23 protein-coding genes are annotated in these 25,835 nt (G+C 64.9%); 2 read left to right on the forward strand and 21 right to left on the reverse strand.

The window, feature by feature from the left end; all coding sequences use genetic code 11:
* Window positions 1–5: 5 nt before the first annotated feature.
* The 5 genes from QCE49_RS30555 to QCE49_RS30575 all read right to left on the reverse strand — a co-directional run bounded on the left by QCE49_RS30555 (window position 6) and on the right by QCE49_RS30575 (window position 9,257).
* On the reverse strand, window positions 6–425 hold the full coding sequence (locus QCE49_RS30555; protein ID WP_250458001.1) for an ACT domain-containing protein: 420 nt from the start codon (window positions 423–425) through the stop codon (window positions 6–8).
* Window positions 415–6,228, reverse strand: coding sequence for an excinuclease ABC subunit UvrA (gene uvrA, locus QCE49_RS30560; protein ID WP_250458002.1), 5,814 nt, complete (start codon window positions 6,226–6,228; stop codon window positions 415–417). The genes QCE49_RS30555 and uvrA overlap by 11 nt, the downstream gene beginning before the upstream one ends.
* Before the next feature lie 177 nt (window positions 6,229–6,405).
* Window positions 6,406–7,296 (reverse strand): alpha/beta fold hydrolase, encoded by an 891-nt coding sequence (locus QCE49_RS30565; RefSeq protein WP_250458003.1) that lies wholly within the window; start codon window positions 7,294–7,296, stop codon window positions 6,406–6,408.
* 63 nt (window positions 7,297–7,359) lie between these two features.
* Complete coding sequence (locus tag QCE49_RS30570) at window positions 7,360–8,484, reverse strand: succinylglutamate desuccinylase/aspartoacylase family protein (protein ID WP_250436021.1); 1,125 nt, start codon at window positions 8,482–8,484, stop codon at window positions 7,360–7,362.
* A gap of 2 nt (window positions 8,485–8,486) precedes the next feature.
* Window positions 8,487–9,257, reverse strand: coding sequence for a transporter substrate-binding domain-containing protein (locus QCE49_RS30575; protein WP_250458004.1), 771 nt, complete (start codon window positions 9,255–9,257; stop codon window positions 8,487–8,489).
* 115 nt (window positions 9,258–9,372) lie between these two features.
* Here QCE49_RS30575 and QCE49_RS30580 point away from each other — a divergent pair, with 115 nt between their 5' ends.
* Entirely contained in the window at window positions 9,373–10,296 is a 924-nt protein-coding gene (locus tag QCE49_RS30580; protein WP_250458005.1) for a LysR family transcriptional regulator, read from the forward strand.
* On the opposite strand, the gene QCE49_RS30585 is transcribed toward QCE49_RS30580, so the two are convergent.
* The 15 genes from QCE49_RS30585 to QCE49_RS30655 form a co-directional block, all read right to left on the reverse strand.
* A complete protein-coding gene (locus tag QCE49_RS30585; RefSeq protein WP_008352931.1) occupies window positions 10,281–10,784 on the reverse strand; it encodes a DUF6496 domain-containing protein in 504 nt (167 codons plus the stop codon). The genes QCE49_RS30580 and QCE49_RS30585 overlap by 16 nt on opposite strands.
* 73 nt (window positions 10,785–10,857) lie before the next feature.
* Window positions 10,858–12,669 carry a TadE/TadG family type IV pilus assembly protein gene (locus QCE49_RS30590; RefSeq protein WP_250458006.1) on the reverse strand — a complete coding sequence of 604 codons (1,812 nt, stop codon included), beginning with the start codon at window positions 12,667–12,669 and terminating at the stop codon, window positions 10,858–10,860.
* Window positions 12,645–13,391: a TadE/TadG family type IV pilus assembly protein gene (locus QCE49_RS30595; protein ID WP_250458007.1), complete on the reverse strand. Its 747-nt coding sequence runs from the start codon at window positions 13,389–13,391 to the stop codon at window positions 12,645–12,647. The genes QCE49_RS30590 and QCE49_RS30595 overlap by 25 nt, the downstream gene beginning before the upstream one ends.
* A complete protein-coding gene (locus tag QCE49_RS30600) occupies window positions 13,388–13,882 on the reverse strand; it encodes a TadE/TadG family type IV pilus assembly protein (RefSeq protein WP_008352927.1) in 495 nt (164 codons plus the stop codon). Before QCE49_RS30600 ends, QCE49_RS30595 begins: the two co-directional genes overlap by 4 nt.
* Window positions 13,879–14,754, reverse strand: coding sequence for a lipopolysaccharide assembly protein LapB (locus QCE49_RS30605; protein WP_250458008.1), 876 nt, complete (start codon window positions 14,752–14,754; stop codon window positions 13,879–13,881). Before QCE49_RS30605 ends, QCE49_RS30600 begins: the two co-directional genes overlap by 4 nt.
* A complete protein-coding gene (locus QCE49_RS30610) occupies window positions 14,751–15,716 on the reverse strand; it encodes a type II secretion system F family protein (RefSeq protein WP_175979507.1) in 966 nt (321 codons plus the stop codon). The genes QCE49_RS30605 and QCE49_RS30610 overlap by 4 nt, the downstream gene beginning before the upstream one ends.
* Window positions 15,713–16,687 (reverse strand): type II secretion system F family protein, encoded by a 975-nt coding sequence (locus QCE49_RS30615; RefSeq protein ID WP_175979508.1) that lies wholly within the window; start codon window positions 16,685–16,687, stop codon window positions 15,713–15,715. Before QCE49_RS30615 ends, QCE49_RS30610 begins: the two co-directional genes overlap by 4 nt.
* Window positions 16,684–18,108, reverse strand: coding sequence for a CpaF family protein (locus tag QCE49_RS30620; protein ID WP_008352923.1), 1,425 nt, complete (start codon window positions 18,106–18,108; stop codon window positions 16,684–16,686). Before QCE49_RS30620 ends, QCE49_RS30615 begins: the two co-directional genes overlap by 4 nt.
* Entirely contained in the window at window positions 18,108–19,328 is a 1,221-nt protein-coding gene (locus tag QCE49_RS30625; RefSeq protein ID WP_008352922.1) for an AAA family ATPase, read from the reverse strand. Before QCE49_RS30625 ends, QCE49_RS30620 begins: the two co-directional genes overlap by 1 nt.
* Window positions 19,329–19,348: 20 nt before the next feature.
* Entirely contained in the window at window positions 19,349–19,735 is a 387-nt protein-coding gene (locus tag QCE49_RS30630; protein WP_250440716.1) for a CpaD family pilus assembly lipoprotein, read from the reverse strand.
* 10 nt (window positions 19,736–19,745) lie between these two features.
* Window positions 19,746–21,134, reverse strand: a complete 1,389-nt coding sequence (locus QCE49_RS30635; RefSeq protein WP_409017617.1) for a type II and III secretion system protein family protein — start codon at window positions 21,132–21,134, stop codon at window positions 19,746–19,748.
* A 245-nt stretch (window positions 21,135–21,379) separates the two neighbouring features.
* On the reverse strand, window positions 21,380–22,342 hold the full coding sequence (gene cpaB / locus QCE49_RS30640; protein WP_008352917.1) for a Flp pilus assembly protein CpaB: 963 nt from the start codon (window positions 22,340–22,342) through the stop codon (window positions 21,380–21,382).
* Between the two features lie 12 nt (window positions 22,343–22,354).
* The gene (locus QCE49_RS30645) at window positions 22,355–22,864 is read right to left on the reverse strand and encodes a prepilin peptidase (protein WP_008352914.1); all 510 of its coding nucleotides are present in this window, start codon (window positions 22,862–22,864) and stop codon (window positions 22,355–22,357) included.
* Between the two features lie 32 nt (window positions 22,865–22,896).
* Window positions 22,897–23,082, reverse strand: coding sequence for a Flp family type IVb pilin (locus QCE49_RS30650; RefSeq protein ID WP_175979510.1), 186 nt, complete (start codon window positions 23,080–23,082; stop codon window positions 22,897–22,899).
* A 474-nt stretch (window positions 23,083–23,556) separates the two neighbouring features.
* Window positions 23,557–23,988, reverse strand: a complete 432-nt coding sequence (locus QCE49_RS30655; protein ID WP_250458009.1) for a low affinity iron permease family protein — start codon at window positions 23,986–23,988, stop codon at window positions 23,557–23,559.
* A gap of 54 nt (window positions 23,989–24,042) precedes the next feature.
* Between QCE49_RS30655 and QCE49_RS30660 the strand changes: the two genes are divergently transcribed.
* A complete protein-coding gene (locus QCE49_RS30660; RefSeq protein WP_008352911.1) occupies window positions 24,043–24,615 on the forward strand; it encodes a DNA-3-methyladenine glycosylase in 573 nt (190 codons plus the stop codon).
* Between the two features lie 4 nt (window positions 24,616–24,619).
* Here QCE49_RS30660 and QCE49_RS30665 read toward each other — a convergent pair whose 3' ends face one another.
* The gene (locus QCE49_RS30665) at window positions 24,620–25,810 is read right to left on the reverse strand and encodes an ABC transporter substrate-binding protein (RefSeq protein WP_008352910.1); all 1,191 of its coding nucleotides are present in this window, start codon (window positions 25,808–25,810) and stop codon (window positions 24,620–24,622) included.
* Between the last annotated feature and the right edge of the window lie 25 nt (window positions 25,811–25,835).

Consider the following 25,835-nt stretch of genomic DNA (forward strand, 5'->3'; position numbering starts at 1 on the left):
CGGTTTCATGGTTTTGATGAGGCCGAAAGCTTACCAGCAGCGCGTTGCAAATCCCGAAGGACTTCGACGGCGCGTTCGCCCTCTTCGACCGGAACGAAGATGTGATCGTGATACGCCGCCGCAATCACATTGCAACTGATGTTCGCCTCGCCGAGCGCACGCGCGAACGCCGCCGTCAAACCGACCGCGTTCAGATCCGAATGAACGGTCAGCGTGATCCAGGCCGCGCGAAAGAGCGGCGCGACGCCGGCCGCCTGCGCCGCGCTTTCTTCCATCACGACCGTCAATCCCTCGCGCTCGCGGAACGTCGCGACGATGCCCGCGCCGCTCGCCACCGCATCGTGCGGCAGCGACGCGAACACGTACGCGCCCGGCTGCAGTTCGGGCTCCATCGACGCGATCAGCGTATCGAGATCACGCAGCATTTTCGGTCTCCCGTGTCCGCGCCAAAACCGGCCGCAGCGCAGCGCCGGTATGACTGCGCGGATGCGTCGCGAGCGTGTCCGGGTCCGCCGCCGCGACGATCGTGCCGCCATTCACGCCGCCTTCCGGGCCGAGATCGAGCACCCAGTCGGCTTCGGCGATCACATCGAGATCGTGTTCGATGACGATCACGCTATGCCCGCCATCCACCAGACGATGCAGCACGCGTATCAGCTTCGCGACGTCCGCCATGTGCAGGCCGACGGTCGGCTCATCGAGCACATAAAGCGTGTGCGGCGGCTTCTGGCCGCGCCGCGTGACGTCGTCGCGCACTTTCGACAGTTCGGTGACGAGCTTGATGCGCTGCGCCTCGCCGCCCGACAGCGTCGGCGACGGCTGGCCGAGCGTCAGATAGCCGAGGCCGACATCGCGCAGCAATTGCAGCGGATGCGCGATGCTCTGCATCGACGCGAAGAACTCGACGGCTTCGTCGATCTCCATCGTCAGCACTTCGCCGATGTTTTTGCCGCGCCATGTCACCGCGAGCGTTTCCGGATTGAAGCGCTGGCCGTGGCACACGTCGCACGGCACTTTGACATCGGGCAGGAAGCTCATCGCGATGGTCCGCACGCCCTGGCCTTCGCATGCCGGGCAACGGCCATCGCCCGTGTTGAACGAGAAACGCGACGGCGTGTAGCCGCGCGCGCGGGCTTCGAGCGTATCGGCGAAGAGCTTGCGGATCGTGTTCCACATGCCGATGTAGGTGGCCGGGCACGAACGCGGCGTCTTGCCGATCGGCGTCTGATCGACTTCGAGCACGCGATCGATAGCCTCGAAACCGGTGACGCCCGCGCAGCCCTGCCACGCATGCGCGACATCGAACGTCGGACGCGGCGCTTCGCGCGCGAGCACGCTGGCGCGCGACCCGGCAGCGGGCTTGTCCGCTTGCGCGGCCTTGCGCGCGCGCCGCACCGCAGGCGACGACAACACCGAACGGCCGACGGCATCGAGCAGGTTCGTCATCAGCACGTCGCGCGCGAGCGTCGATTTGCCCGAACCCGACACGCCCGTAATCGCGACGAGCCGATTCAGCGGCATCGTCGCCGTCACGTTGCGCAAGTTGTGCAGCGTCGCGCCTTCGACCGTCAGCCATTGCTCCGGCACGGCGGCGCGCTTCGCGGTCGCCGCGCGCACTTCGCGGCGCGGCTGCAACGGATGCACGATCGGATTCGCAAGGAACTGGCCCGTGAGCGACGCCTTGTGCGCCGCGAGATCCGTCACGTTGCCCTGCGCGACGACCGTACCGCCGCGCTTGCCCGCGCCCGGCCCGATATCGATGATGTGATCCGCGCGGCGAATCGTGTCTTCGTCATGCTCGACGACGACGAGCGTATTGCCCTTGTCGTTCAGCTTCTTGAGCGCGGAGAGCAGGATCAGGTTGTCGCGCGGATGCAAACCGATGGTCGGTTCATCGAGCACGTAACACACGCCTTGCAGATTACTGCCGAGTTGCGCCGCGAGACGGATGCGCTGCGCTTCGCCGCCGGAAAGCGTCGGTGCGGCGCGATCGAGGCTCAAATAGCCGAGCCCGACTTCTTCGAGGAATTGCAAGCGCCCTTCGATTTCACTGACCACGTCACGCGCGATATCCGCATCGCGGCCCTTGAGCTTGAGCGATGCAATCCACTCGCGCGTATCGCTGACGGTCCATCGTCCGACTTCCGTGATCGGATAATTGCCGAACGTGACGGCGCGCGCAACATCGTTCAGACGCGTGCCTTCGCATTCCGGGCAGGGCTGATCCACGATATCGTCCGGTTCCTGATCGACCGAGCCGATGCTCTGCTCGCGTCCGCGATCGTCTTGCGCGAAGAGCGTGTCGTCGAACGCGGCGCGCTGTTCGCGCGTGAGCTTCACGCCCGTCCCGACGCATGTGTTGCACCAGCCGTGTTTGCTGTTGTACGAGAACATGCGCGGATCGAGCTCCGGATAACTCGTGCCGCAAACGGGGCACGCGCGCTTCGTCGAGAACACGCGCGTTTCTTCCTTGCCGCGACGCGCGCCGTCGTGCCACGACCCATGCAGTTCATCGAGCGGCGCGCAAAGATGCATGACGCCCTTGCCGATTTCGAGCGTGTCGTCGAGCAAACGCCGCAGTTCCGCTTCGTTGTCCGCCGACACGACTAGATCCGCAACCGGCAATTCGATCGTATGTTCACGGAAGCGATCGAGCTTCGGCCACGGACTCACGGGCAGAAATTCGCCATCCACACGCAGATGCGTATTGCCGCGCGCCTTCGCCCATTTCGCGAGATCGGTATAGACGCCCTTGCGATTGACGACGAGCGGCGCGAGCAGTCCGACATGCTGCCCCTTGAAATCGCGCATGATCTGCGCGGCGATCGATTCGGAACTTTGCGACTGGACCGGCGTGCCATCGTGAATGCAATGCTGAATGCCGAGCTTCACGTACAGCAAGCGCAGGAAGTGCCAGACTTCGGATGTCGTCGCGACCGTCGATTTGCGTCCGCCGCGCGACAGGCGCTGTTCGATCGCGACGGTCGGCGGAATGCCATAGACGGCATCGACTTCCGGACGGCCCGCCGGCTGCACGATGGAGCGCGCATATGCGTTCAGCGATTCGAGGTAACGGCGCTGACCTTCGTGGAAAAGAATATCGAATGCGAGCGTCGACTTGCCCGAACCGGACACGCCCGTCACGACGTTGAACTTGTTATGCGGAATATCGACATCGAGCGACTTCAGATTGTGCTCGCGCGCGTTGACGATCCGCACCACGTTCTCGCCCTGCAACGCACGTCGCGCGCTCGCGACTTCCGCCGCGAGTTGCAGCGGCACGCCCGCGCGCTTTTGAGCCGCGCCGGGCGCCATCGCTTCTTCGTATTCGACCAGCGCGCGGCCCGTATGCGATTGTTCGCATGCCGAAACATCGTCCGGCGTGCCGACGCATACGAGCTGCCCGCCGCCATCGCCGCCTTCCGGACCGAGATCGATGATCCAGTCGGCCGCGCGAATCACATCGAGATTGTGTTCGATGACGATCAGCGAATGACCGCGTTCGAGCAGGCGCCGCAGTGCCTGCATCAACTTCGCGATGTCGTCGAAATGCAGGCCCGTCGTCGGCTCGTCGAACATGAAGAGACGGCTTTCGCTCTTGCTGGTCTGCGACGTTTCGGCGAGAAAGCCCGCGAGCTTCAGACGCTGCGCCTCGCCGCCCGAAAGCGTCGGCACGGGCTGGCCGAGCTTCACGTATTCGAGACCGACATCGACGATCGGCTGCAGCACGCGCAGCACTTCCTTGTCGCCGGCGAACAGCGCGACGGCTTCGCTCACCGTCAGCTCGAGCACATCGGCGACGCTCAACTGACGATCGCCGCGCTCGATCTTCACTTCGAGGATTTCCGCGCGATAACGGCGTCCGTCGCAATCGGGGCAACGCAAGTAGACATCGCTCAGGAACTGCATCTCGACGTGCTCGAAGCCCGAGCCGCCGCACGTCGGGCAGCGTCCATCGCCCGAGTTGAAGCTGAACATGCTCGCGCTATAGCCGCGCTGCAACGCGAGCGGCGCCTTCGCATAGAGCTTGCGAATTTCGTCGAACGCGCCGACATAGCTCGCCGGATTCGAGCGCGCCGTGCGGCCGATCGGCGACTGATCGACGAACACGACGTCGCTCAAATGCTCCGCGCCCTTCAGGTCGCGATACGCGCCGGGCGCTTCCGTCGCCTTGCCGAAGTGACGCATCAGCGCGGGCGCGAGCACGTCCTGGATCAGCGTCGATTTGCCCGAGCCCGATACGCCCGTCACGCACACGAGACGTTGCAGCGGAATGTCGACCGTCACGTCGCGCAGGTTGTGATCGCTCGCGCCTTCGAGCGTGAGGCGCGGCGTGTTCGCATCGACGACGCGGCGATTCCAGTTCGACGCATGCGCGACATGCTTGCGGCCGCCGAGATACGCGCCGGTGAGTGTGTCGGTGACTTGAATGTCGTCGGGTGCGCCGTCATAGACGATCTGCCCGCCGCGCTCGCCCGGACCCGGTCCCATGTCGATGAGACGATCGGCCGCGAGCATCACCGACGGATCGTGCTCGACGACGACGAGCGTATTGCCCGCGTCGCGCAGACGATGCATCGCTTCGACGATGCGGTTCAGATCGCGCGGATGCAAACCGATGCTCGGTTCATCGAGCACGAACAGCGTGTTCACGAGCGACGTGCCGAGCGCGGTCGTCAGATTGATGCGCTGCACTTCGCCGCCGGACAGCGTGCGCGACTGGCGATCGAGCGTCAGATAACCGAGACCGACATCGCAGAGATATTTCAGGCGCGTGCGGACCTCGGCGTGCAAGAGCTTGAGCGCTTCGTCGAGCAAGGTCGATGGCAGCGTCAGCGAATCGAAGAAGCGGCGGATGCGCTCGATCGGCATCAGCATCAGATCGTGCACCGTGAGGCCCGGCAGCGCTTCGAGTTGCGCGCGCGTCCAGTCGACGCCTTCCGGCATGAAGCGATCTTGCGGCGCAAGCACTGCGTCGGCCTGTTCCTTCGTGCCGAGACGCCACAGCAGCGATTCGGTTTTCAGACGCGCGCCGGCGCACACCGGACACGTCGTATAGCTGCGATATTTCGACAGCAGCACGCGGATGTGCATCTTGTACGCCTTCGACTCCAGATAATCGAAGAAACGCTGCACGCCGTACCACTGGTTCTGCCACTTGCCCGTCCAGTCCGGCGAGCCCTTGATGACCCAGTCGCGCTCCTGCTGCGTGAGATCCTTCCACGGCACGCCGAGGCGAATGCCCGCCTTCGCGCCGTAGCGCACGAGATCGTCCTGGTTCTCTTTCCACGCGGGCGTCTGCAATGTCTTGATCGCGCCTTCGCGCAGCGTCTTCTTTTCATCGGGGATGACGAGACCGTAATCGACGCCGATCACGCGTCCGAAGCCGCGGCATGTCTCGCAAGCGCCATACGCGGAATTGAACGAGAACAGCGCCGGCTGCGGATCGGCGTAGCGCAGATCGCTTTCCGGGCTGTGCAGGCCGGTGGAAAAACGCCAGATCTCCGGCTCGCCTTCGTCTTTCAGCACATAGACGTCGACGCGGCCCGTGCCGCGCAGCAACGCGCTTTCGATCGCCTCCAGCGCACGCGAACGCTCGATGTTCTGCAAGCGAAAACGATCCGCGACGACATCGAGCATCTGCCGTTTGCCGCTTGCGGTTTCGACGTGGCGTTTCGCCTGCACGCGCGTATAGCCGCTCGCGGAGAGCCACTGCTCGACCTCCTCGTCGCTCGCGGTGTCGGGCAATTCGACCGGAAACGTGATCGCGAGACGCGGATCATCGGCCCGCGTGCGTTCGAGCAGTTCGGCGTAGATCGTCTCGGGCGTGTCGTGACGCACGCGATGCGACGTCTTCTTGTCGAAAAGTTCGGCGGCGCGCGCGTAGAAGAGCTTCAGATGATCGTTCAGTTCGGTCATCGTGCCGACGGTCGAACGCGAACTGCGCACCGGATTCGTCTGGTCGATGGCGATCGCGGGCGGCACGCCGTCCACGCGATCGACATGCGGACGGTCCATCCGGTCGAGAAACTGGCGCGCGTACGCGCTGAAGGTTTCGACGTAGCGCCGCTGGCCTTCCGCGTAGAGCGTGTCGAACACGAGGCTCGACTTGCCGGAACCGGACGGGCCGGTCACGACCGTCATCTGGCCGGTGTGCAGGTCGAGATCGAGATTCTTGAGGTTGTGCTGACGTGCGCCGCGAATGCGGATTGCGTTATTCGATGCCAATTTTTCAACCGGTTCAATGAGTTAGGCGGCACCCTCGAAGTGTTCGACGAGGTCGCACGAGTGTTCGGAAGTGCGTGGCCGCCATAGCGATCAGTACTGTACACGCATACAGTGTTCGCCGCCAAACGTGTCGGAAGTGTCCGGTGACACTGCGCAAGGCGCTCGCCTGCTCGGCGATCACTTCAGATGTTCGATGACCGCATCCGCGACGGCATCCGGCGCCTCGCGCAGCGGAAAATGGCCGGCGCCATCGATAACGACGCGCCGATAGCCCGCCGTAAAGTAGCGCGCTTGGCCTTCCGAACTCGCCGGTTCGTCGCAGGCGTCCGCGCCGCCTTGAATCATCAAGGCCGGTACGCCGATGCGATCGTTCGTCGCAAGCCGCGCGTACAGATCGGCGAGCGCCGGATCGGACGGCTGATCGCTCCGCCAGCGCCGGCGATACGCGTTCAGCGTGATCGGCACCCAGTCGGGATTGTCGAATGCGCGCGCCGTCGCCGCGAATTCGGCTTCGTCGAACCAGCCGGGCGGCGACCATGTGTCCCACTGGATGCGCGCGAAGCCTTTGGGATCGGCGGCGACGGCGTCCGGGCCGCCGTCGAGCGACATGAACCATTGGTACCAGAAGCGCCGCGCCTGCGAGAAGTCGGGCAATTCGAAGACGCCGCGCGGCTGATACGCCAGCGCGAGCGCGGCCATGCGGCGCACGCGCTCGGGAAACAGCGTGGCGATCGTGTAGGCGGCGCGCGCGCCCCAGTCGTGGCCGACGACATCGAACGTGGCGATGCCGAGCGCATCGGCGAGATCGACGGCGTCTCGCGCGAGCGCGACGCCCGAGCCGTCGCGCACGGCGTCGTCGCGCAGGAAACGCGTGCCGCCCGCCCCGCGCAACTCCGGCACGACGGTTCGATAGCCGGCGTCGTTGAGCCGCGCGGCCACGGCATTCCACGCGCGCGCCGCATCCGGCCATCCGTGGATCAGCAGCACGACGGGCGCGTCGGCGGGACCGGAATCGGCGTAAGAGATATCGAGCGTCAGCGTGCGCGCGTGGCGTGCGAAATCCAGCATGGCGAGACTCCTCGAAAGCGAGGAGTCATTCTAGCGAGCAGTGAAAACACGCGCTCGGCGCGCTCACGCCCCGATCAACACCCCGCTCCTGATCGCCTTCTCACCCGTTACGCGTCCCATCGGCGCGCCCGCGTACACGAAGCGGACCGCGCGTCGCATGTAGAACACGCCGTCGTTGGCCGTCGTGACGGTCGTCACCGAGTCGGTGACCGGATCGACGATATCGAACACCGGATCGCCCGCTTGCAGCCGCGCGCCCACTTTCGCGCGATACACGACGATCCCGCTCGCCGGCGCCGTCAGTTGCTGGCTGCCCGCGAGCGGCGTCGCGGCTTGCGCGAGCGGCGGCGCGTCCTTCGCCTCGCCTTCGATCACGCCGCGCGCGATCAGAAAATCGACGATGGCCTCCGCATCCTGCGACGCCGTGTCGTAATCGACATCGCGCTGGCCGCGATGCTCGATCGTCGCCGCAATGTTCGGCGCGCCGAGCGGCGTTGCATCGCCGAGGCGCTCGCGCAGCTCGTTCCACAAAAGCGCATGAACCTCGTCGAAAGATTGACCGCCCGAATCCGTCGCCAGCAGCACGCCGTTCGCGCCGAGATAGCGCGCGAGCGGCTCGATCGCGGGCCAGCTCGCGGGACTCGTGTAGATGTGCATCGTCGCTTCGAGCGAGCAATGCAGATCGAGCACGACATCCGCTTTCGACGCCAGCCCGAGCAGCGCAAGCCGCAGCGATTCGAACTCGTTCTTCGCGGTCGTTTCGCCGAGCATCTCGACGAGCGCGCCGCGCAGCAGACGCGCGTTGTGCGCGGCATCGCCGGACGATAAGCGCGCGCCCACGCGTTCGATCAGCGCGGCAGCGGATGGCATCGGAAAATCGCGGTTGAAGTTGTGGCCGCTGTTCGCCTCGAAGCGCCCGAGGAATTGCCCGAGCACATGCTGCGACAAGCCGATGGGATTCGCCACCGGCACCAGCACGATTTCGCCGCGCATGCGCCCTTCGGCTTCGAGCGCGGCGAGACGCTGCTTCAAGGTCCACGCGGTGAGCATGGCGGGGGTTTCGTCGGCGTGCAGCGACGCTTGCAGATAAACGCTTTCGCCGTTCGCGGCATCGCCGAAATGAAAGCTGACGAGTTCGCGCGACGTGCCGAGCGTCGTCGACACGAGCGGATGACGTTGAGTGTGCATGTTCAGTCGCCGTAGACGTCGAAATCGAAATACTTGCGCGCGATTCTTTGATACGTGCCGTCCGCGCGCATGTCGCCCACGGCCTTGTCGACCTGGGCCTTCAGCGCCGCATCCTCCTGCCGCAGACCCATGCCGACGCCGTGATCGCCCATCGACAGCGGCTCGCCGACGAACGCGAAGCCCGCGCCGCGCGGCGTCTTCAGAGAGCCGTGCTCCGCTTCGACGGAGCCGAGCAGCGCGGCATCGATGCGTCCCGCGGTCAGATCGTTGAGCACGCCGTCCATGCTCTGATACGCGACCACTTCGACGCCGCCCGGCTGCCAGTTCTTCATCGCGTAGGTTTCGAACTGGCTGCCGCTCTGCACGCCGATGCGCTTGCCGCGCAAGCCCTGCGCGCTCGCCGTGAGCGGCGCGCCCTGCTTCGCGATCAGCCGCGAGCGGAACTGGAAGAGCTTGGTGGAGAAAGCGATCTGCTTCATGCGCTTGTCGGTGATCGCCATCGACGACATGATCCCGTCGATCTTGCGGGCCTGCAGCGCGGGAATCATCCCCGAGAACTCGAGTTCGACCCACTGGCAGCGCATCGCGATGCGGCGGCAGATTTCATCGCCGAGATCCACGTCGAAGCCCGCGACGTGGCCATCGGGCGTCTTCACGTCCATCGGCGGATAACCGGGATCGATGCCGAGGCGCAAGGTGTCGGCGTCTTTAGCGTGAACCGGCGCGGCGGCGGCGAGCGCGGCGGCGAGAAAAAGCGTGCTGAGTCTGAGCATGAACGCGGTGCCTCCTGATTGTGGCCACCGATGGTACGGGCCCAAAACGCTCGCAAAAAGAGGCGTTTTGCTTATCATGTTCAGTTTTTGAGATCACCCGACGGAGACGCCGAACGTGGATCTGACTCTCACGCAGTTGCGCATGTTCGTCGCCGTCGCCGATGCGGGCAGCGTGCGCGCCGCCGCGCGCCGGCTCGACGTTGCGCAAAGCGGCATCACGCAGCAGTTGCAGAAGCTCGAAGCGATCGCGGGCGGGCCGCTCTTCGAACGCGACGTGCGCGGCGCGCGGCTCACGCCGATCGGCGAGCGCTTGCGTGTACGCGCCGACTTGATTCTGGGGGAATGCCGCAAGACGGAAGACGAGATGCGCCAGTTGCGCGGCGAACTGACGGGTCGCGTCGCGCTCGGACTCGCGGCCGAAGCGACGATGCGGCTTTTTCCCGCGCTGCTGGCGAGCTATCGGGAGCGCTGTCCGCGCATCGATGTGCATCTGACGAGCGCGACGTCGCGGATGCTGACTTCGTGGGTACGCGACGGCAGCCTCGATTTCGCGCTCGCGCTGATCGCACCGGGCGCGGACATCCACGACATGGAAACGACGCCGCTCTTCGATTCCGACGTCGCGGTGATCGCGCGGCGCGGTCATCCGCTCGCACGTTCGCGCGCACTGGCCGACTTGCAGAACGCCGAATGGGTCAGCACACGCCAGCGCGGCGGCGGCGCGCCGGCCAACAAGCTATCGGCGCTCTTCGAGCACGCGAAGCTCGCGCCGCCGCGCATCGCCGCGACGACCGAAGCGGTCTTCGACACGCTGCATTGCCTTGCGTCGAGCGATTATCTCGGGCTCGAACCCGCGAGCCTCGCCGGACATCCGTTCTTTCGCGAGCACGTCGAGATCGTGCCGATCGCCGAACGTGCGGGGAGAACGCCCGTCTGCCTGCTGCGCCGCGCGGGCGTGCCGCTCACGCCCGCCGCGCAGGAACTCGCGACGATGGCCGTGTCGTACGCCCGGATGCTGCCGACTCAACGCGATGCGTGACGCGCATGCGAGCCTTTGGACTTCGCGGCCGCGTTCCTGCGGCGCGTCGCCCAGCCCTTCTTCGCGGCTGCCGAGCGATCCGCCGCCGAGCGCCGGCTCGCGGCTGCATGCGTCTGCCGCGACAGCGACTTGTGCGAAGCGGCCTTGGTGCTTTCGCGCTTGAGCACGCGCGTGGACGTTGCCGAGCGCTTCGCCTTCGACTCCGTGCTCGGGCTCTTCTTCGTCCGATGCGCGGCCTTGGTGTCCTGCGCGGCCTTCTTGCGTGTCGCCTCGGACGCCGTGCCCTTCTTCGGCGGCTTCATCTTCACGCCTGAGCGACGCGCCTCGGACAAACCGATGGCGATGGCCTGCTTCGCCGATTTCGCGCCGTGCTTGCCCTCGCGGACGTGATCGATCTGCTCCTTCACGAATGCGCCGGCTTGCGTGCTCGGGGACTTGCCTTCGCGTTTGGCTTTCGCCGCGCGCTCGAGAGTTTTCTTTTCGGGCATGTCGGACCTCCTTGGTGAAGTGGACTTGCCCTGACGAAGCGAGCAACGTGCGTGCCCGCCTCGCCCGAAAACCTTACTGCGTAAGACGCAGCACGCCGAGATTGCCCGCGATCTGCTGGAAGATCTGATTGAGCGTCGTGTTGCTCGGCGCGTGATAGTAGTTGCCGGGGCTCGCGCAGTTCTGCATCGTCGTCTGCGCGCTCACGCTGGCCGTATCCGTTCCGTAAGTGCCGAACGTAATCGAATAGATGATGATGCCGTCCTGCTTCATCGCCGAGCACACCGCGAGCTGGTAGGTGTTGATGTCGTCGACGGAGCCCATCGAGCCGGGGCCTTTGGGGAACACCGTGCTCGACGTCAGATCCGCGCGGCCCACGCCCGACAATCCGTTGAATGCCTGCGGCGGCATGAAGCCCGTCGATCCGCCCGGATCGTTCTCGCCGTCCGTCAGCACGATGACCACGCGCTGCAAGCCCTGCGTCGTCTCCGGGCGCGGCAAGGACGTGTCGGTCGAAATGAAGCCGTTGCCCGCGCCCGCCACATTGTCCGACCACGACGACTTCAGCATGCGCCAGCCCCACAGGAGACCGGTCGGGATCAGCGTCGAGCCGGCCGCCTTCATGTTGGTGATGGCGGTCGTCAGATCGCTCTGGCTCTTCGTGAGAAAGAGCGCAGGCGCGATGTTGCACGGACCGTTGGTGCCGTAGTTGGTATTGCCGTTCTGATCGTAGGTCGTGGTTGAAGTCGAATTGCTGCTCGAATTGACGTACCACTGGTCGTAAATCGCGGGCGGCGTTGCGCCCGAGTATGTCGTACCGCACGAAGTCGTCACGCTGCCGCTCGTGAGATACGTGAGCGGCGCGCCGACCGTGACGGTCGGGTTGCTGTTGATCGTGCAGGTGGTGATCTTGTTCTTCGTCGATTTGGTGTACGTGTAGACCGAGAAGCTGTTCTTCGGCACGTTCCAGAAGAAGGGCCTGAAGTTCGGCGACGACGCCGGCTCGTAGGCCTCCGCGCGCAGGTTGCCGCCCGCGTCGCGCGGCTCGACCGCGCAGCCGCCCCAGCCCGAACCCTTCCAGTTCTTGCTGGCGGTCATCGACATATGCTGGGCGTTGTAGTTGTCGAACAGCGGCGTGATCCACTTGCCGGTGGGCTGCAACGCATTCTTCACGTTGACCATCGTCGTGAACGGCACGAGGCCGACATACGAATCGGTCGTGGACGACTGGAAGATGCTGGTGACGAGATTCTGCGCGGCCGCGCGCAAGCCCGTGATCTTCGTGCCCGCCGTGTAGTCCTTGGTGTTCGCGTAGTCGGACATCGAGCCGGTATTGTCGAGCACCATCACCAGTTCGAGCGTGCTCTTGGGCAGGCGCAGCGCCGCGTTGCTCGCGCTGACGGTCGCCGTGTCGGGATTGGTCTGGTTGTTGCCGCTGTCGGAACCCGTGTCCGTCTTGGCCTTGCCGAAGAAGACCGGCGCGAGCAGCGGCATCGAGCCGGATGCCGAGAGCTTGATGGTCTGCCCCGTCGCGGGCGCGCCCGTCACCGACGCCGAGAAATTCGCGTTGGGCATGTTCAGCGACAGATAGCCGGACGGCATGTTGACGTCGTAGAACGCGCGCGCGTCGGTCTTCCAGTTGGCGAGATCGGCGGGCTTGGTGGTGTCGTAGTGCGCGAGATCCGCGCCCGCCGAGAGCGTCGCGACGTCGAGCGCCATCTGCATGCGCGCCTGCGTCATTTCGTAGTGGATCGAGTCGATGGCCATGCACATCGAGCCGATCATCATGCTCGCGCAGATCGCGAACATCATCGTGACGGCGCCCTCGTCGCCGCACACCAGATTGCGCGCGCTGCGCGCGCTCAGAGGGCCGTGCTGCTTTCGCATTGCGATGTCGACAAGGTCGAGGATGGGTTCGAGAGCGCCAGCACCTGCCCGTTGCGCGGACGAACGAAGACGCGCTCGTAGATCGTCGTCTCGCCCGGTGCGCTGCGCCAGAACGGCGCGGTCATCGAGAACGGCGTGTAACGGTAGAAGACTTCGATCGCCACCGCCGAATCGCCGTAGCGGAACGGCCAGTTGCTCGGCACGACCTTCGTCGCCGTGACGCTCGACGTCATGCCCGTCGGCTGCCATTTCGGCTTCGCGCTCCACATGATCGCCGGCGTGCCCTTGGTCTGCGCGAGCGTTCCGCCCATCTGCGTGCAATTGCAGTTCACATTCTGGTCGCAGATCGCCGTGATGATGACGCCGCCCTTGCTGTCGAGCGTGTTCGGCTGCGCGAGCGTGACCGCCGCCGCCCAGATCGACGTGAGGCTGTTCGCGTTGGTCGCGTTGTTCTTGTCCGACGTGTCGTCGATGACGTTGCTCATCTGGCCGATCGAATCCGCGAGCGTGAACGCCGTATGCTCGACGAGACTCACGGCGCGCATGTACAGATACAGCTCGGTGAAGCCGAGCAGGATCAGCAGCATCACGGGCACGACGATCACGAATTCGATCGTCACGGCGCCGCGCTCCGAGCGCATGAGCCGTTTCGACACCGAGCGCGCGCGTCGCGTGACGGCCGCCGCGAACGGGGATCGCATCGTTGCGCTGACGGGCTTCATTTTTCGTTTTGCACGAGATAGTTGCGTTGGAAGGTCATCGAGTTGATGCCGAAGAGCTTCGGAATGCCCGAGAAGGTCGGCATCGTCACCGTGATCTGGTAGAGCACGACATCGCCGAAGCCGCCCATCGTGTCCTCGTAGTTGCCTGCGGAAATATCGTTGTACGAGTCGTACGCGTAGGTCTTGATATCGACGGTGCCGTTGATGTTCTTCCAGCCGCCGAGAATGTTGTTGACGATGCGCGCCGCCTCCTGGCTGCGCGTGCCGCTCGACGGATCGGTCGTCGTGAGCCCCGCGCGCGAGGCCTGCTGCGCCGCGTATTGCACGGAGGCGTCGACGATCATGTCGAGCGCGACTTCGACCGTGCCGAGAATCAGGATGAACAGCACCGGCGCGACGATCGCGAACTCGATCGCCGATACGCCGCGCTCGTCGCGCGCGATGCGCTTCCAGAAGCGGCGGTTTCCGAGCGACCGCGCGCGCAAGATCATTTCACGCTCGCCGCCTGGACCTTGGGCGTCGCGATCGCGGAGACGGCGACGCTCTTCGACGGCTGCGCGCTCGTCTGTCCGTCGCGCTCGCGCTGCAGTTCGTAGTAACGCAGGTTGTCGCGCACCGACGCCTTCGGCAAATCGCGCGACAGGATCGCGGCGGCGGCTTCATCGTTGCCGAGCAGGCCGTACGCGAGCGCGAGATTCTGGCGCGCTTGCGGCGGCGCGGCGGGAAAGCGCGTCACGTCGAGCAGCACGTTCGCGCCCTGACGCGGATCGCCCGACAGCGTGAGCGAAAGACCGAGATTCAGCGACAGCATCGGATCGCCCGGATTCGCGATCAGCGCTTCGCGCAGCAGCGCTTGCGCGTGCGCGTGATCGCCGGAGAGATCGAGCGCCGCGCCGAGGCCCGCGCAGGCGAGCGGATCGTTCGGCGTGATCGCGAGCACGCGATGATACGTCGCGATGGCGTCGGCGAAACGTCGTTGATGAATCGCCACGCGCGCGATGCCGATGAGCGGCGGCGTCGCCTTCGGATCGATCTGGCTCGCGCGCTGATAGTAGACGCCCGCGCGCGTGAAATCGCCGACGCCGTACAGCGTGTTGCCGAGACCCGTCAGGCCGGGCACGGACTTCGGATCGGCCTGCACGATCTTTTCGTACAGCGAAGTCGCGAGCTCGAAGTTGTTCGATTCGAGCGCCGTGTCGGCGATGCGCAGTTCGCTCATCGTGCTCGGCGCGGAGTTGCGCAGCACGGGGCGCGTTTCGGTCACCTGGCGCACGGTGGTCGTGCAGCCGGTGGCGGCCAGCACGAGTGCGAGCATGGAGGCGAGTGCCGCGATACGCGCGGTGCGTTGGATGGATGGCTTCATTTATTTCCCGCGATGAACGCAAGCAACTGAATGACGGCAGGGCCCGCCGCGATCGAGATGATGGCGGGCAGAATGAACAGCATCATCGGCACGACCATCTTCGGCGCGAGCTTCGCGGCCTTCTCTTCGAGCGAGACGATATGCGCGAGACGCTCGGTGCGCGACAGCGTGCGCAGCGCCTGCGTGATGGGCGTGCCGTAGCGCATCGACTGCGTGAGCGTCGAGATGAGCGCGCGAATCGACGGCAGATCGATGCGCTCGGCGAGATTGTTGAGCGCGCGCGTGCTGTCGCCGGATAGCTTGAGCTCGTCGGCGGCGAGCGCGAATTCGTCGGAGAGCGGCGGGCAGATCGTCTTCAGCTCGTTGGCCACGCGCCGGATCGACACGCCCAGGCTGTTGCCCGCGTTCGTGCAGATGACGAGCAGATCGAGCGCATCGGGCAGGCAGCCGGCCATCATCTTGCGGCGGCGCGACGCCCGGAACGCGACCACGTACTCCGGCAGGATCATGCCGACGATGAACACCATCAGCATCGCGATGCCGCGTGCGGCCGGATACGCGCCGACCATCGGAATGCGCGAGCCGAGCATCACGGTGGCCGCCGCGCAGGCGAGCCCGCAGAAGAATTTCACCGCGAGCAGGATCGACACCGCGAGGTTGCTGCGATAGCCGCTGCGCACCATTTCCTTCTGCAGCTTGAGCCGATATTTCGCATCGAAGAACGGGATCTTGTCGCCGATGCGCGCGAGCCGGCGCATCACGCGCTCGCCGCGCGTCATCGTATCGCCGTCGTCGTCCGTCGCGACGTTGTCGGAGCGGTGCGTGGCCGCGGCCATGCGCGCGCGCTCCGCGATGCGCCCGCGCGTGCCGCCGTGCTTGGTCATCCACCAGATGGCGAGCGCGGCGAACAGACCGAACAGCATCAGCAGATTGATGAGCGTTTCGAACTGGTTCTGGTTCATCGCGAGGTATCGAGTTTCGACATCTTGCCGATCACGATCAGGCCCACGACGATGGAAATCACGCCGAACGTGAGCACGTTGTTACCCGAATCGGTGTTGAACAGCACCATCAGATAGTCGCGGTTGAGCGCATACATCGATCCCATGATGACAACCGGAATCGCCGCGAGAATCTTCGTCGTGATGCGCGCCTCGCCCGTCAGCGCCTTGGTTTTCTGGCGAATCTCGCGGCGCGTGCGAACGATGCCCGACAGGTTTTCCAATGTCTCGCCGAGCTGGCCGCCGGTTTCGCGCTGCAGCAGCAGACATACGCAGAAGAACGAAAAATCCGCGATCTCGATGCGCCGCATCGCCACCGCGAGCACTTCTTCCAGATCGAGTCCGACCTGCAGCGAATCGGCCATCAATTGGAACTCGCTCTTGAGCGGCTCGCGGCATTCGCTCGCCGCGCTGCCGATCACCTGCGTCACGGGCACGCCCGCACGCACCGCGCGCACGATCATGTCGATGACGTCGGGGAAGCCGTCGAGAAAGCGCTTGCGAAAACGCTCGACGAGAAAGCGGTACGACTGGGTCAGCGCGAGCGCCGGCAGGCCGATCGACACGAGCGGCGGCAGAAAATCCGGCATCGGCGCGAAACGGTTGACGATGACGGCGACGAGCTCGCCCGCGAGCGTCGCGACGATCACGATACGAAGGCCGTTCGCGCCCGCGACCGTGCGCAGGCGCGCGAGGCGCGGCCCGGTCCAGCGCGTGAAAGCGTTCTCGTGGCGATTGACGTGGAAGATGTCGAGATCGTGCTTGCTGGCCTTCGCCACGTTCGCGCCGCGCCCGGCGAACGATGTCTGCATGCGTTGGCGGATGCGCGACGGCGGCTGATTGTTGCGCATGTCCTGCACGATGACGACCATCACGCCGAACAGCATCACGCAGACGAACGAAGCGACGGTGATGAGATTGACGAGGTTCATGGCTTCATCGCTTCCAGAAGCGCATCTTCGAGGCCGTAGTACGCGGCGCGCTGCGCGAAGGCCGGACGCACGGCGGCGGTTTCGAAGACGCCCTTCACTTCTTCGCTGTAGGCGCTCGCGTCGTAGCGGAACGTGAACAGATCCTGCGTGATGATGACGTCGCCCTCCATGCCGACGAGCTCGGTGATGCGCGTCACGCGCCGCATGCCGTCGCGCATGCGCTCGATCTGCACGATGAAATGCACGGCGCTCGCAATCTGCCGGCGGATCGACAAGAGCGGCAGGTTGCCGTTCGCCATCATCACCATCGATTCGAGACGCGTGATGCCGTCGCGCGGCGTGTTCGCGTGGATCGTGGTCATCGAACCGTCGTGGCCGGTATTCATCGCCTGCAGCACGTCGAACGCTTCGGGGCCGCGCGTTTCGCCGAGGATGATGCGGTCCGGGCGCATCCGCAGCGCATTGCGCACGAGATCGCGCTGCGTCACGGCGCCGAGACCTTCGGCATTCTCCGGCCGCGTCTCCAGACTCACGACGTGCGGCTGCACGAGTTGCAGTTCGGCCGCATCCTCGATCGTCACCGTGCGCTCGCCGTGACCGATGAAATGAGACAGCGCGTTGAGCAGCGTCGTCTTGCCCGACCCGGTGCCGCCCGACACGATGATGTTGAGGCGGCATGTGCTCGCGAGCTTGAGCACGGTCGCCATTTGCGCGGACAGGTTGCCCTGCGTCGCCATGCGATGCAGCGTGATGTTGCGCTTCGAGAACTTGCGGATGGAGATCGACGCGCCGTGGATCGCGAGCGGCGGCAGCACGACGTTTACCCGGCTGCCGTCGGCGAGACGCGCATCGACCATCGGACTGCTTTCGTCGACACGACGTCCGACGCCCGCCGCGATGCGCTGCGCGACGTTGACGACGTGCGCGTTGTCGCGGAACTTGCAGTTGGTCAGTTCGAGCCGGCCGTGCCGCTCGACCCAGACCTGATCGGGACCGTTGACGAGCACGTCGGTGATGGTTTCATCGGCGAGCAAGGGTTCGATCGGGCCGAGACCGAACATGTCGTTCAGCAGCTCGCCGACGATCTGCACCTGCTCCGCGATCGTGACGTTCAGGCGCTCGCGCTCCGCGACATCGAGCACCAGCGTTTCGACCGCAGGCTTCATCTGCTCGCGCGTCTTGCCGACGGCCGCCGACGGATTCATCGCCGCGAAGACGCCCGCGCGGATCGTCTTGAAGAGATCGGAGCGCACGAGCGCTTCGTTGCCGTCCGGCTGCTGCGAGCGCACGGGCGCAGGCGCGGGCGCGGCGGCCTGCTTCTCGACGAGCGAAAGCGGCGGCGCCTCACCTTGCGGCTGTCCGTTCGCGCCGTCGCGGGAATCGGACGGCGGCTCCGCGCGCACCTGCTTTTGCCCGAACATCACGCCCTCCGGAGCTTGAACTTGCTCAGGAACGAGCGCTCGACCGTCGCGTGCTGGCCGGTGAGGTCATTGGCGATGCGCGCGATAGTCTGCGTGAAGCCGTTCTGCGCGCGCTCGACCGGCGCTTCGCCAAGGTTCTCGGCGGTCGCGAGCGCTTTCGGCTCGAACTGCACTTCGTGCAGCACGGTGCGGCCGATCGCCGTCATGAAATCCGTTTGCTGCACCTTCCCTGCGGCCGCCGCGTTCGGATTGTTGAGCACCACGGAAGTCGGCGGATTGTTGTCGCGATCCTCGATGTAGCGCAGCATGCGGATCGTCTCGCGCGTCGCATGCACCGAGCGGTCGGCGACGAGATACACGCGCGACGCGTGATCGAAGGCTTCGGCGGCGAGCGGGCCGTTCGGATCGCCGATATCGAGAATCACGTAGTGGAAGCTGTCGCACAAGAGCTCGACGACGCGGCGCAGCGCGCCCGGCTCGAACTGCTTCGTCGTGCCGTAGTCGATATCCGCCGACAGGATGAACAGGCGGCTGCCGTTCGAGACCAGCGTGCGTTCGACATATTGCGGATCGAGACGATGCACGTTCTGCAGCACGTCGACGAGGCCGTTGTTGCTCTGCGTGCCGAGCATGCTGTTGGCGGCGCCGCCGCACATCTTCAGGTCCACGTACGCCACGCGGCGATGCGTGTCCTCGGCGAGATAACGCGCGAGATTGAGCGCGAGCGTCGTCACGCCGACGCCGCCGCGCGCGCCCGCGAACGCGATGGTCTTGCCGGCGCGCGCGAGCGTCACCGGGCTCACCTTGCCCTCGGAGACGTTGACGGTGCGCTTGAGCAGCTCGACCGTCAGCGGCTTGACGAGATAGTCGCGCACGCCGATCTTGAGCAGGCTGCGGAACAGGCCGACGTCGTTGCGCTCCCCGATCGCGACCACCTGCACCGAGGGCTCGCACACTTCCGCGAGACGGCCGAGGTCGGAGAGCGGCATCACCGATCCTTCCAGATCGACGAGCAGAAAGAGCGGCGATCGCTCGATCTTCGACAGATGCGCGATGGCGTCGTCCACGTTGCCGACGGCGATGTGAACGTGCGGCATCGCCTGTTCGAGCACGAAGCTCTTCAGGACCTGCTCGGTCTTGCGGTCCGCCACGAACGCGATGAAGTCGGCGATCCGGACGCCCTGCTTGCCTTTGAAGAAGCTGATCTCGGTGGTGCTCATGTTCTCGGTCCGTGAAGGCGCTAGTTCGAATCGCGCGTCGACGACTTGTCGAGCTGGAGGACGTGGCCGGTTTCGTAGCGGCGCATCGCGCTGGCGGCGGTCGCGCCGTCGGCGGGGCCGAGCGGCTGCGGCGCGACGATATCGGCCGGACGCGCGAGCTGCGCCGCGAGATTCGTGTAGGTCGCGCAGCCCCATTGCATCGACGGGCGCTGCCTGCCGGCATCGGAGAGAACGGGCGGGCGCGAGAGCGCCGCGCAATCGGGCGGCACGGCGCCGGTGCCGTCATAGCCGATCACCGATTCGTTGGGCATGTTGCGCGGCGGGTGGAAACACCCGGACAGGCCGCACGCGAGCGCGAGCAGCACGGCGAGGGTCGAGACGCGGGTCGGGCGAAGTGCGAGTTTCATGGCTGGGCGCTCAGTAGACGTAGCCCGCCGCGCCGACGAGACGCGGTTCGGATGCGGACGGCTGCGCGCCCGCCTTGCGCTGGAAGCTGTATTCGACGTCGCTCGAAGGCGAGATCAGCGAATCGAGCGGCGAACGCAGCTTCGCGGGATCGGTCGGCTCGACGAGATACGGCGTCACCATGATGACCAGCTCGGTCTTGTTGTTCTGGTAATTCGACGACGAGAACAGCTTGCCGAGCACCGGAATCGAGCCGATGCCGGGAATCTGCGAAACGATGTCGGTGGTATTGCTCTGCAACAGCCCGCCGATCGCGAAGCTCTGGCCGCTCGCCAGCTCGACGGTCGTATCGGCGCGGCGCACCGAGAGGCCCGGCACGGTCACGCCGCCGGTCGTCACGCTCGCGGTCGAATCGATCTGGCTCACTTCCGGGCGCACCTTCAGGCTGATGCGGCGTTCGTTGAGCACGGTCGGCGTGAAGTCGAGCTTGACGCCGAACTGCTTGAATTCGACCGAGATCGCGCCGTTGGTCTGCGAGACGGGAATCGGAAACTCGCCGCCCGCGAGGAAGCTCGCGGTCTGGCCGGACATCGCGACGAGATTCGGCTCGGCGAGCACGGTGAGCAGGCCTTCCTGATTCAGTGCGTCGATGAGCGCGCGAATGTCCGTATTGCCCGCCTTGAAGCCCGCGAGAACGGAGAACGCGTTGTTGGACGGCAGGTTGATCGGATACACGACGCCGCCGTTCGAACCGACGATCGGCTGGCTCAGATTCTGGATCGCGCGGCCCGCGAAGAGCCCGCCGAGCCAGTTGCCCGAATTGCCGAGCGCCTGCCAGTTGATGCCGAGCTGCTGCGTCACGTTGCGGTCCACTTCCGTGATGCGCACGCGCAACTGCACCTGCAGCGGACGGTCCACCGTCAGGCGGTTGATGAGCACTTCCTTGTCGGCGAGAAACGGCGTCAGCGCCTGCACGATCGCATCGGCATCGCTGGAAGTCGGCACCTGGCCGGAGACGAGCAGCGAGCCCTGGCCCGAGCTCGTCTGCAGGTTCAGGTTCGGAAAGCGCGCGGCGAGCATGTTGCGCACCGAGAGCATGTCGCGCGCGACGACCACGGTGCGCTGAAGCAGCGTCTTGTTGCCCGGCCCGAGCACATACAAGGTCGTCGTGCCGTTCTTCTTGCCGAGCACGAACACGGTCTTGGGCGAAGGCACATGCACGTCCGCGATCGACGGGTCGGCCACGAACACCGAAGTCGCATCCTCGGGCAGGCGCAGCATCGTGCCCTTGCCCGCGTCGAGCGTAAGCGGGCCGAGCGTGACGGCGGCGTCCGCCGGCGCGGCGAGCGCGGTCCGCGCAGACGCCGCGGCGCGCACGCGAGTCTGCTGCGCGAGCTGCATGGCGGGCGCGGCGTCATCGCCGGGCTTCGTGGACATGACCGGCTGCGCCGCCGCTACGGACCCCGCCAGCAGCGCGCCGGCGCACGCGAGCGCGATTCGTGCGTTCCGCACGGTTCGCGCGCTCCGTCTTTCGATGCTGCTGAAGTCCAACTGCGTTCTCATGAGATTCGATCCTGGCACTGTGCTGCCGTGACTTGATGCTGCTGCTCCATATCGGCGCCGCGTTCGGCCGCGGCGGACGATGCTCATCGGGCCGGCACGCTGGGAATCGGCGGCGCGGCGTCCGACGATCCGCCGACCTGCGCGACCGTCGCACCGGCTTCGCCCTTCTCCGATCCGCGATAGATCGTGACCGGACGCGCGGGCGCCGCCACGCGAACCGGCGCGCTGACCTGCGTCTGGCGCGAGCGCGGCAGATCGCGCACGGCGCGCGAGATGTCGCCGGCCCAGATCGGCGCGTGCTGCGCGGACGATGCAGGCGCCGCCGCAGTCGCCGATGCGTTCGGATCGCGCTTGTCGGTCGCGAAGCTGCGCAGCGCGAGCGAAAGGGAACCGAGGCGCGCCGCCACGGCGACGACCTCGCCCATGCGCGGCGTCACTTCGAGCGTCACGGTGCGGGCGCGCGCGATGGGCTCGCTGCTGTCGCCGTTGTTCTTGGGCCGCTTGATCTCCGAGCCGACGGCCAGCACGCGTACGTGCTCGACCACGGTTTCGCTCGATACGGCCATGTCCGGCGAATCGGTGCGGCGCTCCATTTGCTGCGTCAGCAACAGATCGACGTAATCGCCCGGCTGAATCAGACCTGCGTTGCCGGAGACGTCATCGACCGCGACGGACACGGCGCGCATGTCGGGCTTGAGCGTCGCGGCGAGAAAGCCGGGTGCGTTCGGCAAAAAGACATCGGCCGCGGTCAGCACCGCGCCGCTCGCGGCCGGATGGCGCAGCAGCGCGCCCTTGAGGTCGGGCGCGTTCTGCGCGCCCGAAATGATCGCGTTGGGCGGAATCTGGTTGGCGGGCATCGCCTTCCACGCGAGGTCTTCGTCGCGCAGAAGCAGGCCTTGGGGCAGATCAGCGGCGCTCACCTGCACCTTCTCGGTCGTCACGGGCTGATTGGCCGGGCGCGAAGCGCTCGCGACCACGACGCGCACGATGAGCGCGATGAGCAGCGCGCCGATCAGAAGCATGGCGAACTTAATGATGTTGGACATGAGCGCGCCGTCCTATCGGATCGCAAAGAAAGGCATGAGCGCCGGCAGCACGATCACGAGACCGCCGCCGAGCGCGAGGGCCACGCCGTACGGAACGCCGCGCGCGCCGGAGAACATCGCGAGCGCTTTCATGGGCATGAACCGTTGCACGGGGTCCATGTGGCGCGTCGCGAGGCTGATGAGGGACACGACGGTCCCGATTACGGAAATCAGGGTTAAGGCGGGCAAGGACAAAGCGAGTCCGGCCCAGAGAAAAATCACGGAGGCGAGTTTCGCATCGCCTCCGCCCAGCATTTTCGCCGCGAACAGCACGGCGCAGACCAGGAATACGCCAATCGCGAGCAGCAGATGCACGATGACATCGTCGACCGGCATGCGGCGCGCCAGCGCGTCGGCAAAGAAGAGCGCCCCGACGACCAGCACGATTTTGGTCGGCAGGCGTCGGGAGCGCACGTCGATGACCGCGAGCCAGAGCAGCACGCAGAGCACGATCAGGCGGATGGCAAGAGACAAGAGCTGCACGTTGGTCTCGTTGTTGTGTGGGCCGGCGCTTGTTAGTTCGCGCTGCTTTGTGCCGTCGTGACCTTGTCGAACAGGGTCGAGAACATCGTTCCGACACTGGTGCTGAACGTGCTCGCCATCGCGCCGAGCGCCAGCACGACGATGCCGGCCAGGACTGCATACTCCATCGCGCTGACGCCGCGCTCGTCGCGCACGAATGCCTTCATCAGTTTGCGCATTTTTCTTTCCTTCAAGGGTTTAGGTAGGTGTGGACCCGGCAAAAGGAATACCGGGCAGGACCCATCCTAGCCATTTTGGGAAGGAATAACTTCGCGAATTAAAGCCTGAAATGGCCTCTTTCCGAGGTTTAGAAAAACGATGCGCGCGCCCTTTGTCGGCAACAATCCGAAATACTTTAGAGAGTGGATTTTTTCTTTTTTTATTTTTAACCAATCGACAAGACGGGCGCCCTATCGTTTTAAGCAGATCCCGCAAACTTTAGAGAAACCGCTTACTGATGTCTGGCGAAATGCGCTCGTAAGAAACGGCTCGACAAAACCTGAGCGATTCCGGAGCCAGGCGCGCGGCGCAGCGCTGAGCGCGCCGCCCCGAAACCGAAAGATTACCTTTTATTACCTGCTTTTGTCACGCAGTTTGCGCAACTCGCAAGATTATTATCCAGGGCCGCTCTTTCATGCCTTTCCATGCAAGCTTTATCCATCGCGCTTCTCGTCTTGTGGAAAAGAAGGCATGTCGATATCGCTGCTTGCCGAGCGGAAATTATCGCGCGCTTCTTGCGCGAGCTTTTCATAACGCTTGCGAAAAACCGTGAGTTCCCTTTCATCGAGCTCTTCGAGATCGAGCAGCGCGTTATGCGCCTTGTCGATTGCGCGAATCAGTTCGTCGAGCTTGATCTGCATCGCTGCGGTGTCGCGGTTCTGCGTGTTCTGGATCAAGAACACCATCAGGAAAGTGACGATCGTCGTCGACGTATTGATGACGAGCTGCCATGTATCGCTGAAGTGAAAGAGCGGTCCCGAGACGGCCCAGACGATCACGAGCACCACGGCGATGACGAAGGTCGATGCGCGGCCCGCTAATTGCGCGAGCGCATTCGAGAACCTGAGAAACCACGAAGTCTTCATTCGGCGTCTCCTGAGCTTGAGGATCTGCTACGGGGCGCGGCTAGAATACCGCTTGTGAACACGAAGCCCAAACCCATCGATTTCTACGCGCCGTCCGAGATCGTCGCGCAACGCCTGATCGGCGCGATCGTGACCGTCGACGGTATCGGCGGCCGCATCGTCGAAACGGAAGCGTACGACCGCGAAGATCCGGCCTCGCATAGCTTCTCCGGTCCGACGCCGCGCAATGCAGCCATGTTCGGGCCGCCCGCGCATGTCTATGTCTATCGCTCTTATGGCATTCACTGGTGCATGAATTTCGTGTGCCGCGAAGCCGGCCATGGCGCGGGCGTGCTGATTCGCGCGATCGAACCGCTCGTCGGCATCGATGAAATGCGCGAGCGGCGCGGCCTTGCGCCGATCAAACTGCTGTGCTCGGGACCGGGCCGCGTCGCGCAGGCGCTCGGCATCACGCACAAGAACAATGGCATGTCGCTGCTCGAAGCGCCGTTTCATATCGAGCCGCCCGAGGAAGAATGCGCGATCGTTCAAGGACCGCGCATCGGCATCAGCAAGGCGATGGACGTGCCGTGGCGTTTCGGGCTTGCCGGTTCGAAATTCGTCAGCAAGCCCTTTCCGAAGGATTGACGCTTCAGTCAGCCGGACGCAGCTTCTTCACTTCATCGTCCGATGGCTGCACGCTCGCGCCATCGACATAACGGAAGGACGTCATCACGCCCTTGCCGTCTTTCAGCCCGGTTACGCCGACATACGCGCCCATCGTCGATTGATTGTCCTCCTTGCGATACGTGATCGGACCGAACGGCGTATCGACAGGCAAGCCCTTGAATGCGGCCGCGAGCTTGTCGGCGTCGGGCGAGCCCGCTTTCTTCAGGCCGTTCGCAATCGACATCATCGCCGTATAGCCGACGACCGATCCGAGGCGCGGATAGTCGTGATACTTCGCCTCGTAAGCGGCGACGAACTTCTTGTTCGCCGGCGTATCGATCGAATACCACGGATAACCCGTCACGATCCAGCCGACCGGCGCTTCCTTGCCGAGCGGATCGAGATAATCCGGCTCGCCCGTCAAAAGCGATACGACCGCGCGATTCTTGAACAGGCCGCGCGTATTGCCTTCACGCACGAACTTGCCGAGGTCCGCGCTGAAGAGCACGTTGAAGATGCCGTCGGGCTTTGCATCGGCGAGCGCTTGCGTGACCGCGCCTGCATCGATGTTGCCGAGCGGCGTCGCCTGCTCCGCGACGAACTCGACATCCGGCTGCGCGGCCTTCAGCAAGCGCTTGAACGTGGCCACCGCCGATTGCCCGTACTCGTAGTTCGGATAGACGAGCGCCCAGCGCTTCTTGCCGAGTTTCGCGGCTTCGGGCACGAGCATCGCGACCTGCATGTAAGTCGAAGGACGCAGCCGATATGTGTACTTGTTGCCGTCCTGCCAGACGATCTTGTCGGTGAGCGGCTCGGCTGCGAGGAAGAAGATGCGCCGTTGCTTGGCGAAGTCCGCGAGCGCGAGACCCGTATTCGACAGATAACCGCCGAACAGCAATTTCACCTGCTCGCGCGCGACGAGCTCTTGCGCGACGCGCACTGTATCGCCGGGATTGCCGTTGTCGTCGCGCGAGACGACTTCGAGCTTGTTGCCGTTGATGCCGCCCGCCGCGTTGATCTCGTCGAGCGCGAGATTCCAGCCGTTCTTGTACGGCATGAGAAACGCGGGCTGCGCCTTATAGCTATTGATCTCGCCGATCTTGATGGTGTCGGCGTGCGCGGCGAACGCCATGCCCGCTGCGATGGCCGCGATAGTGAAGCGCATTGGCGCCATTGAATCTTCTCCTCTCCGTTTGAAT

This window comes from Caballeronia sp. LZ008 (genome assembly GCF_031451435.1).
GTDB classification, from domain to species: domain Bacteria; phylum Pseudomonadota; class Gammaproteobacteria; order Burkholderiales; family Burkholderiaceae; genus Caballeronia; species Caballeronia zhejiangensis.

Coding starts and splice junctions, on each gene's coding strand:
- QCE49_RS30620 (WP_008352923.1), bottom strand. CDS start 18,108: ATGTTCGGGCAAAAGCAGGTGCGCGCGGAGCCGCCGTCCGATTCCCGC.
- QCE49_RS30625 (WP_008352922.1), bottom strand. CDS start 19,328: ATGAGCACCACCGAGATCAGCTTCTTCAAAGGCAAGCAGGGCGTCCGG.
- QCE49_RS30650 (WP_175979510.1), bottom strand. CDS start 23,082: ATGCGCAAACTGATGAAGGCATTCGTGCGCGACGAGCGCGGCGTCAGC.
- QCE49_RS30615 (WP_175979508.1), bottom strand. CDS start 16,687: ATGAACCTCGTCAATCTCATCACCGTCGCTTCGTTCGTCTGCGTGATG.
- QCE49_RS30610 (WP_175979507.1), bottom strand. CDS start 15,716: ATGAACCAGAACCAGTTCGAAACGCTCATCAATCTGCTGATGCTGTTC.
- QCE49_RS30630 (WP_250440716.1), bottom strand. CDS start 19,735: ATGAAACTCGCACTTCGCCCGACCCGCGTCTCGACCCTCGCCGTGCTG.
- QCE49_RS30635 (WP_409017617.1), bottom strand. CDS start 21,134: ATGCAGCTCGCGCAGCAGACTCGCGTGCGCGCCGCGGCGTCTGCGCGG.
- QCE49_RS30595 (WP_250458007.1), bottom strand. CDS start 13,391: ATGAAGCCCGTCAGCGCAACGATGCGATCCCCGTTCGCGGCGGCCGTC.
- QCE49_RS30665 (WP_008352910.1), bottom strand. CDS start 25,810: ATGGCGCCAATGCGCTTCACTATCGCGGCCATCGCAGCGGGCATGGCG.
- QCE49_RS30575 (WP_250458004.1), bottom strand. CDS start 9,257: ATGCTCAGACTCAGCACGCTTTTTCTCGCCGCCGCGCTCGCCGCCGCC.
- cpaB (WP_008352917.1), bottom strand. CDS start 22,342: ATGTCCAACATCATTAAGTTCGCCATGCTTCTGATCGGCGCGCTGCTC.
- QCE49_RS30555 (WP_250458001.1), bottom strand. CDS start 425: ATGCTGCGTGATCTCGATACGCTGATCGCGTCGATGGAGCCCGAACTG.
- QCE49_RS30605 (WP_250458008.1), bottom strand. CDS start 14,754: ATGAAGCCATCCATCCAACGCACCGCGCGTATCGCGGCACTCGCCTCC.
- QCE49_RS30600 (WP_008352927.1), bottom strand. CDS start 13,882: ATGATCTTGCGCGCGCGGTCGCTCGGAAACCGCCGCTTCTGGAAGCGC.
- QCE49_RS30585 (WP_008352931.1), bottom strand. CDS start 10,784: ATGCCCGAAAAGAAAACTCTCGAGCGCGCGGCGAAAGCCAAACGCGAA.
- QCE49_RS30590 (WP_250458006.1), bottom strand. CDS start 12,669: ATGCGAAAGCAGCACGGCCCTCTGAGCGCGCGCAGCGCGCGCAATCTG.
- QCE49_RS30655 (WP_250458009.1), bottom strand. CDS start 23,988: ATGAAGACTTCGTGGTTTCTCAGGTTCTCGAATGCGCTCGCGCAATTA.
- QCE49_RS30565 (WP_250458003.1), bottom strand. CDS start 7,296: ATGCTGGATTTCGCACGCCACGCGCGCACGCTGACGCTCGATATCTCT.
- QCE49_RS30570 (WP_250436021.1), bottom strand. CDS start 8,484: ATGCACACTCAACGTCATCCGCTCGTGTCGACGACGCTCGGCACGTCG.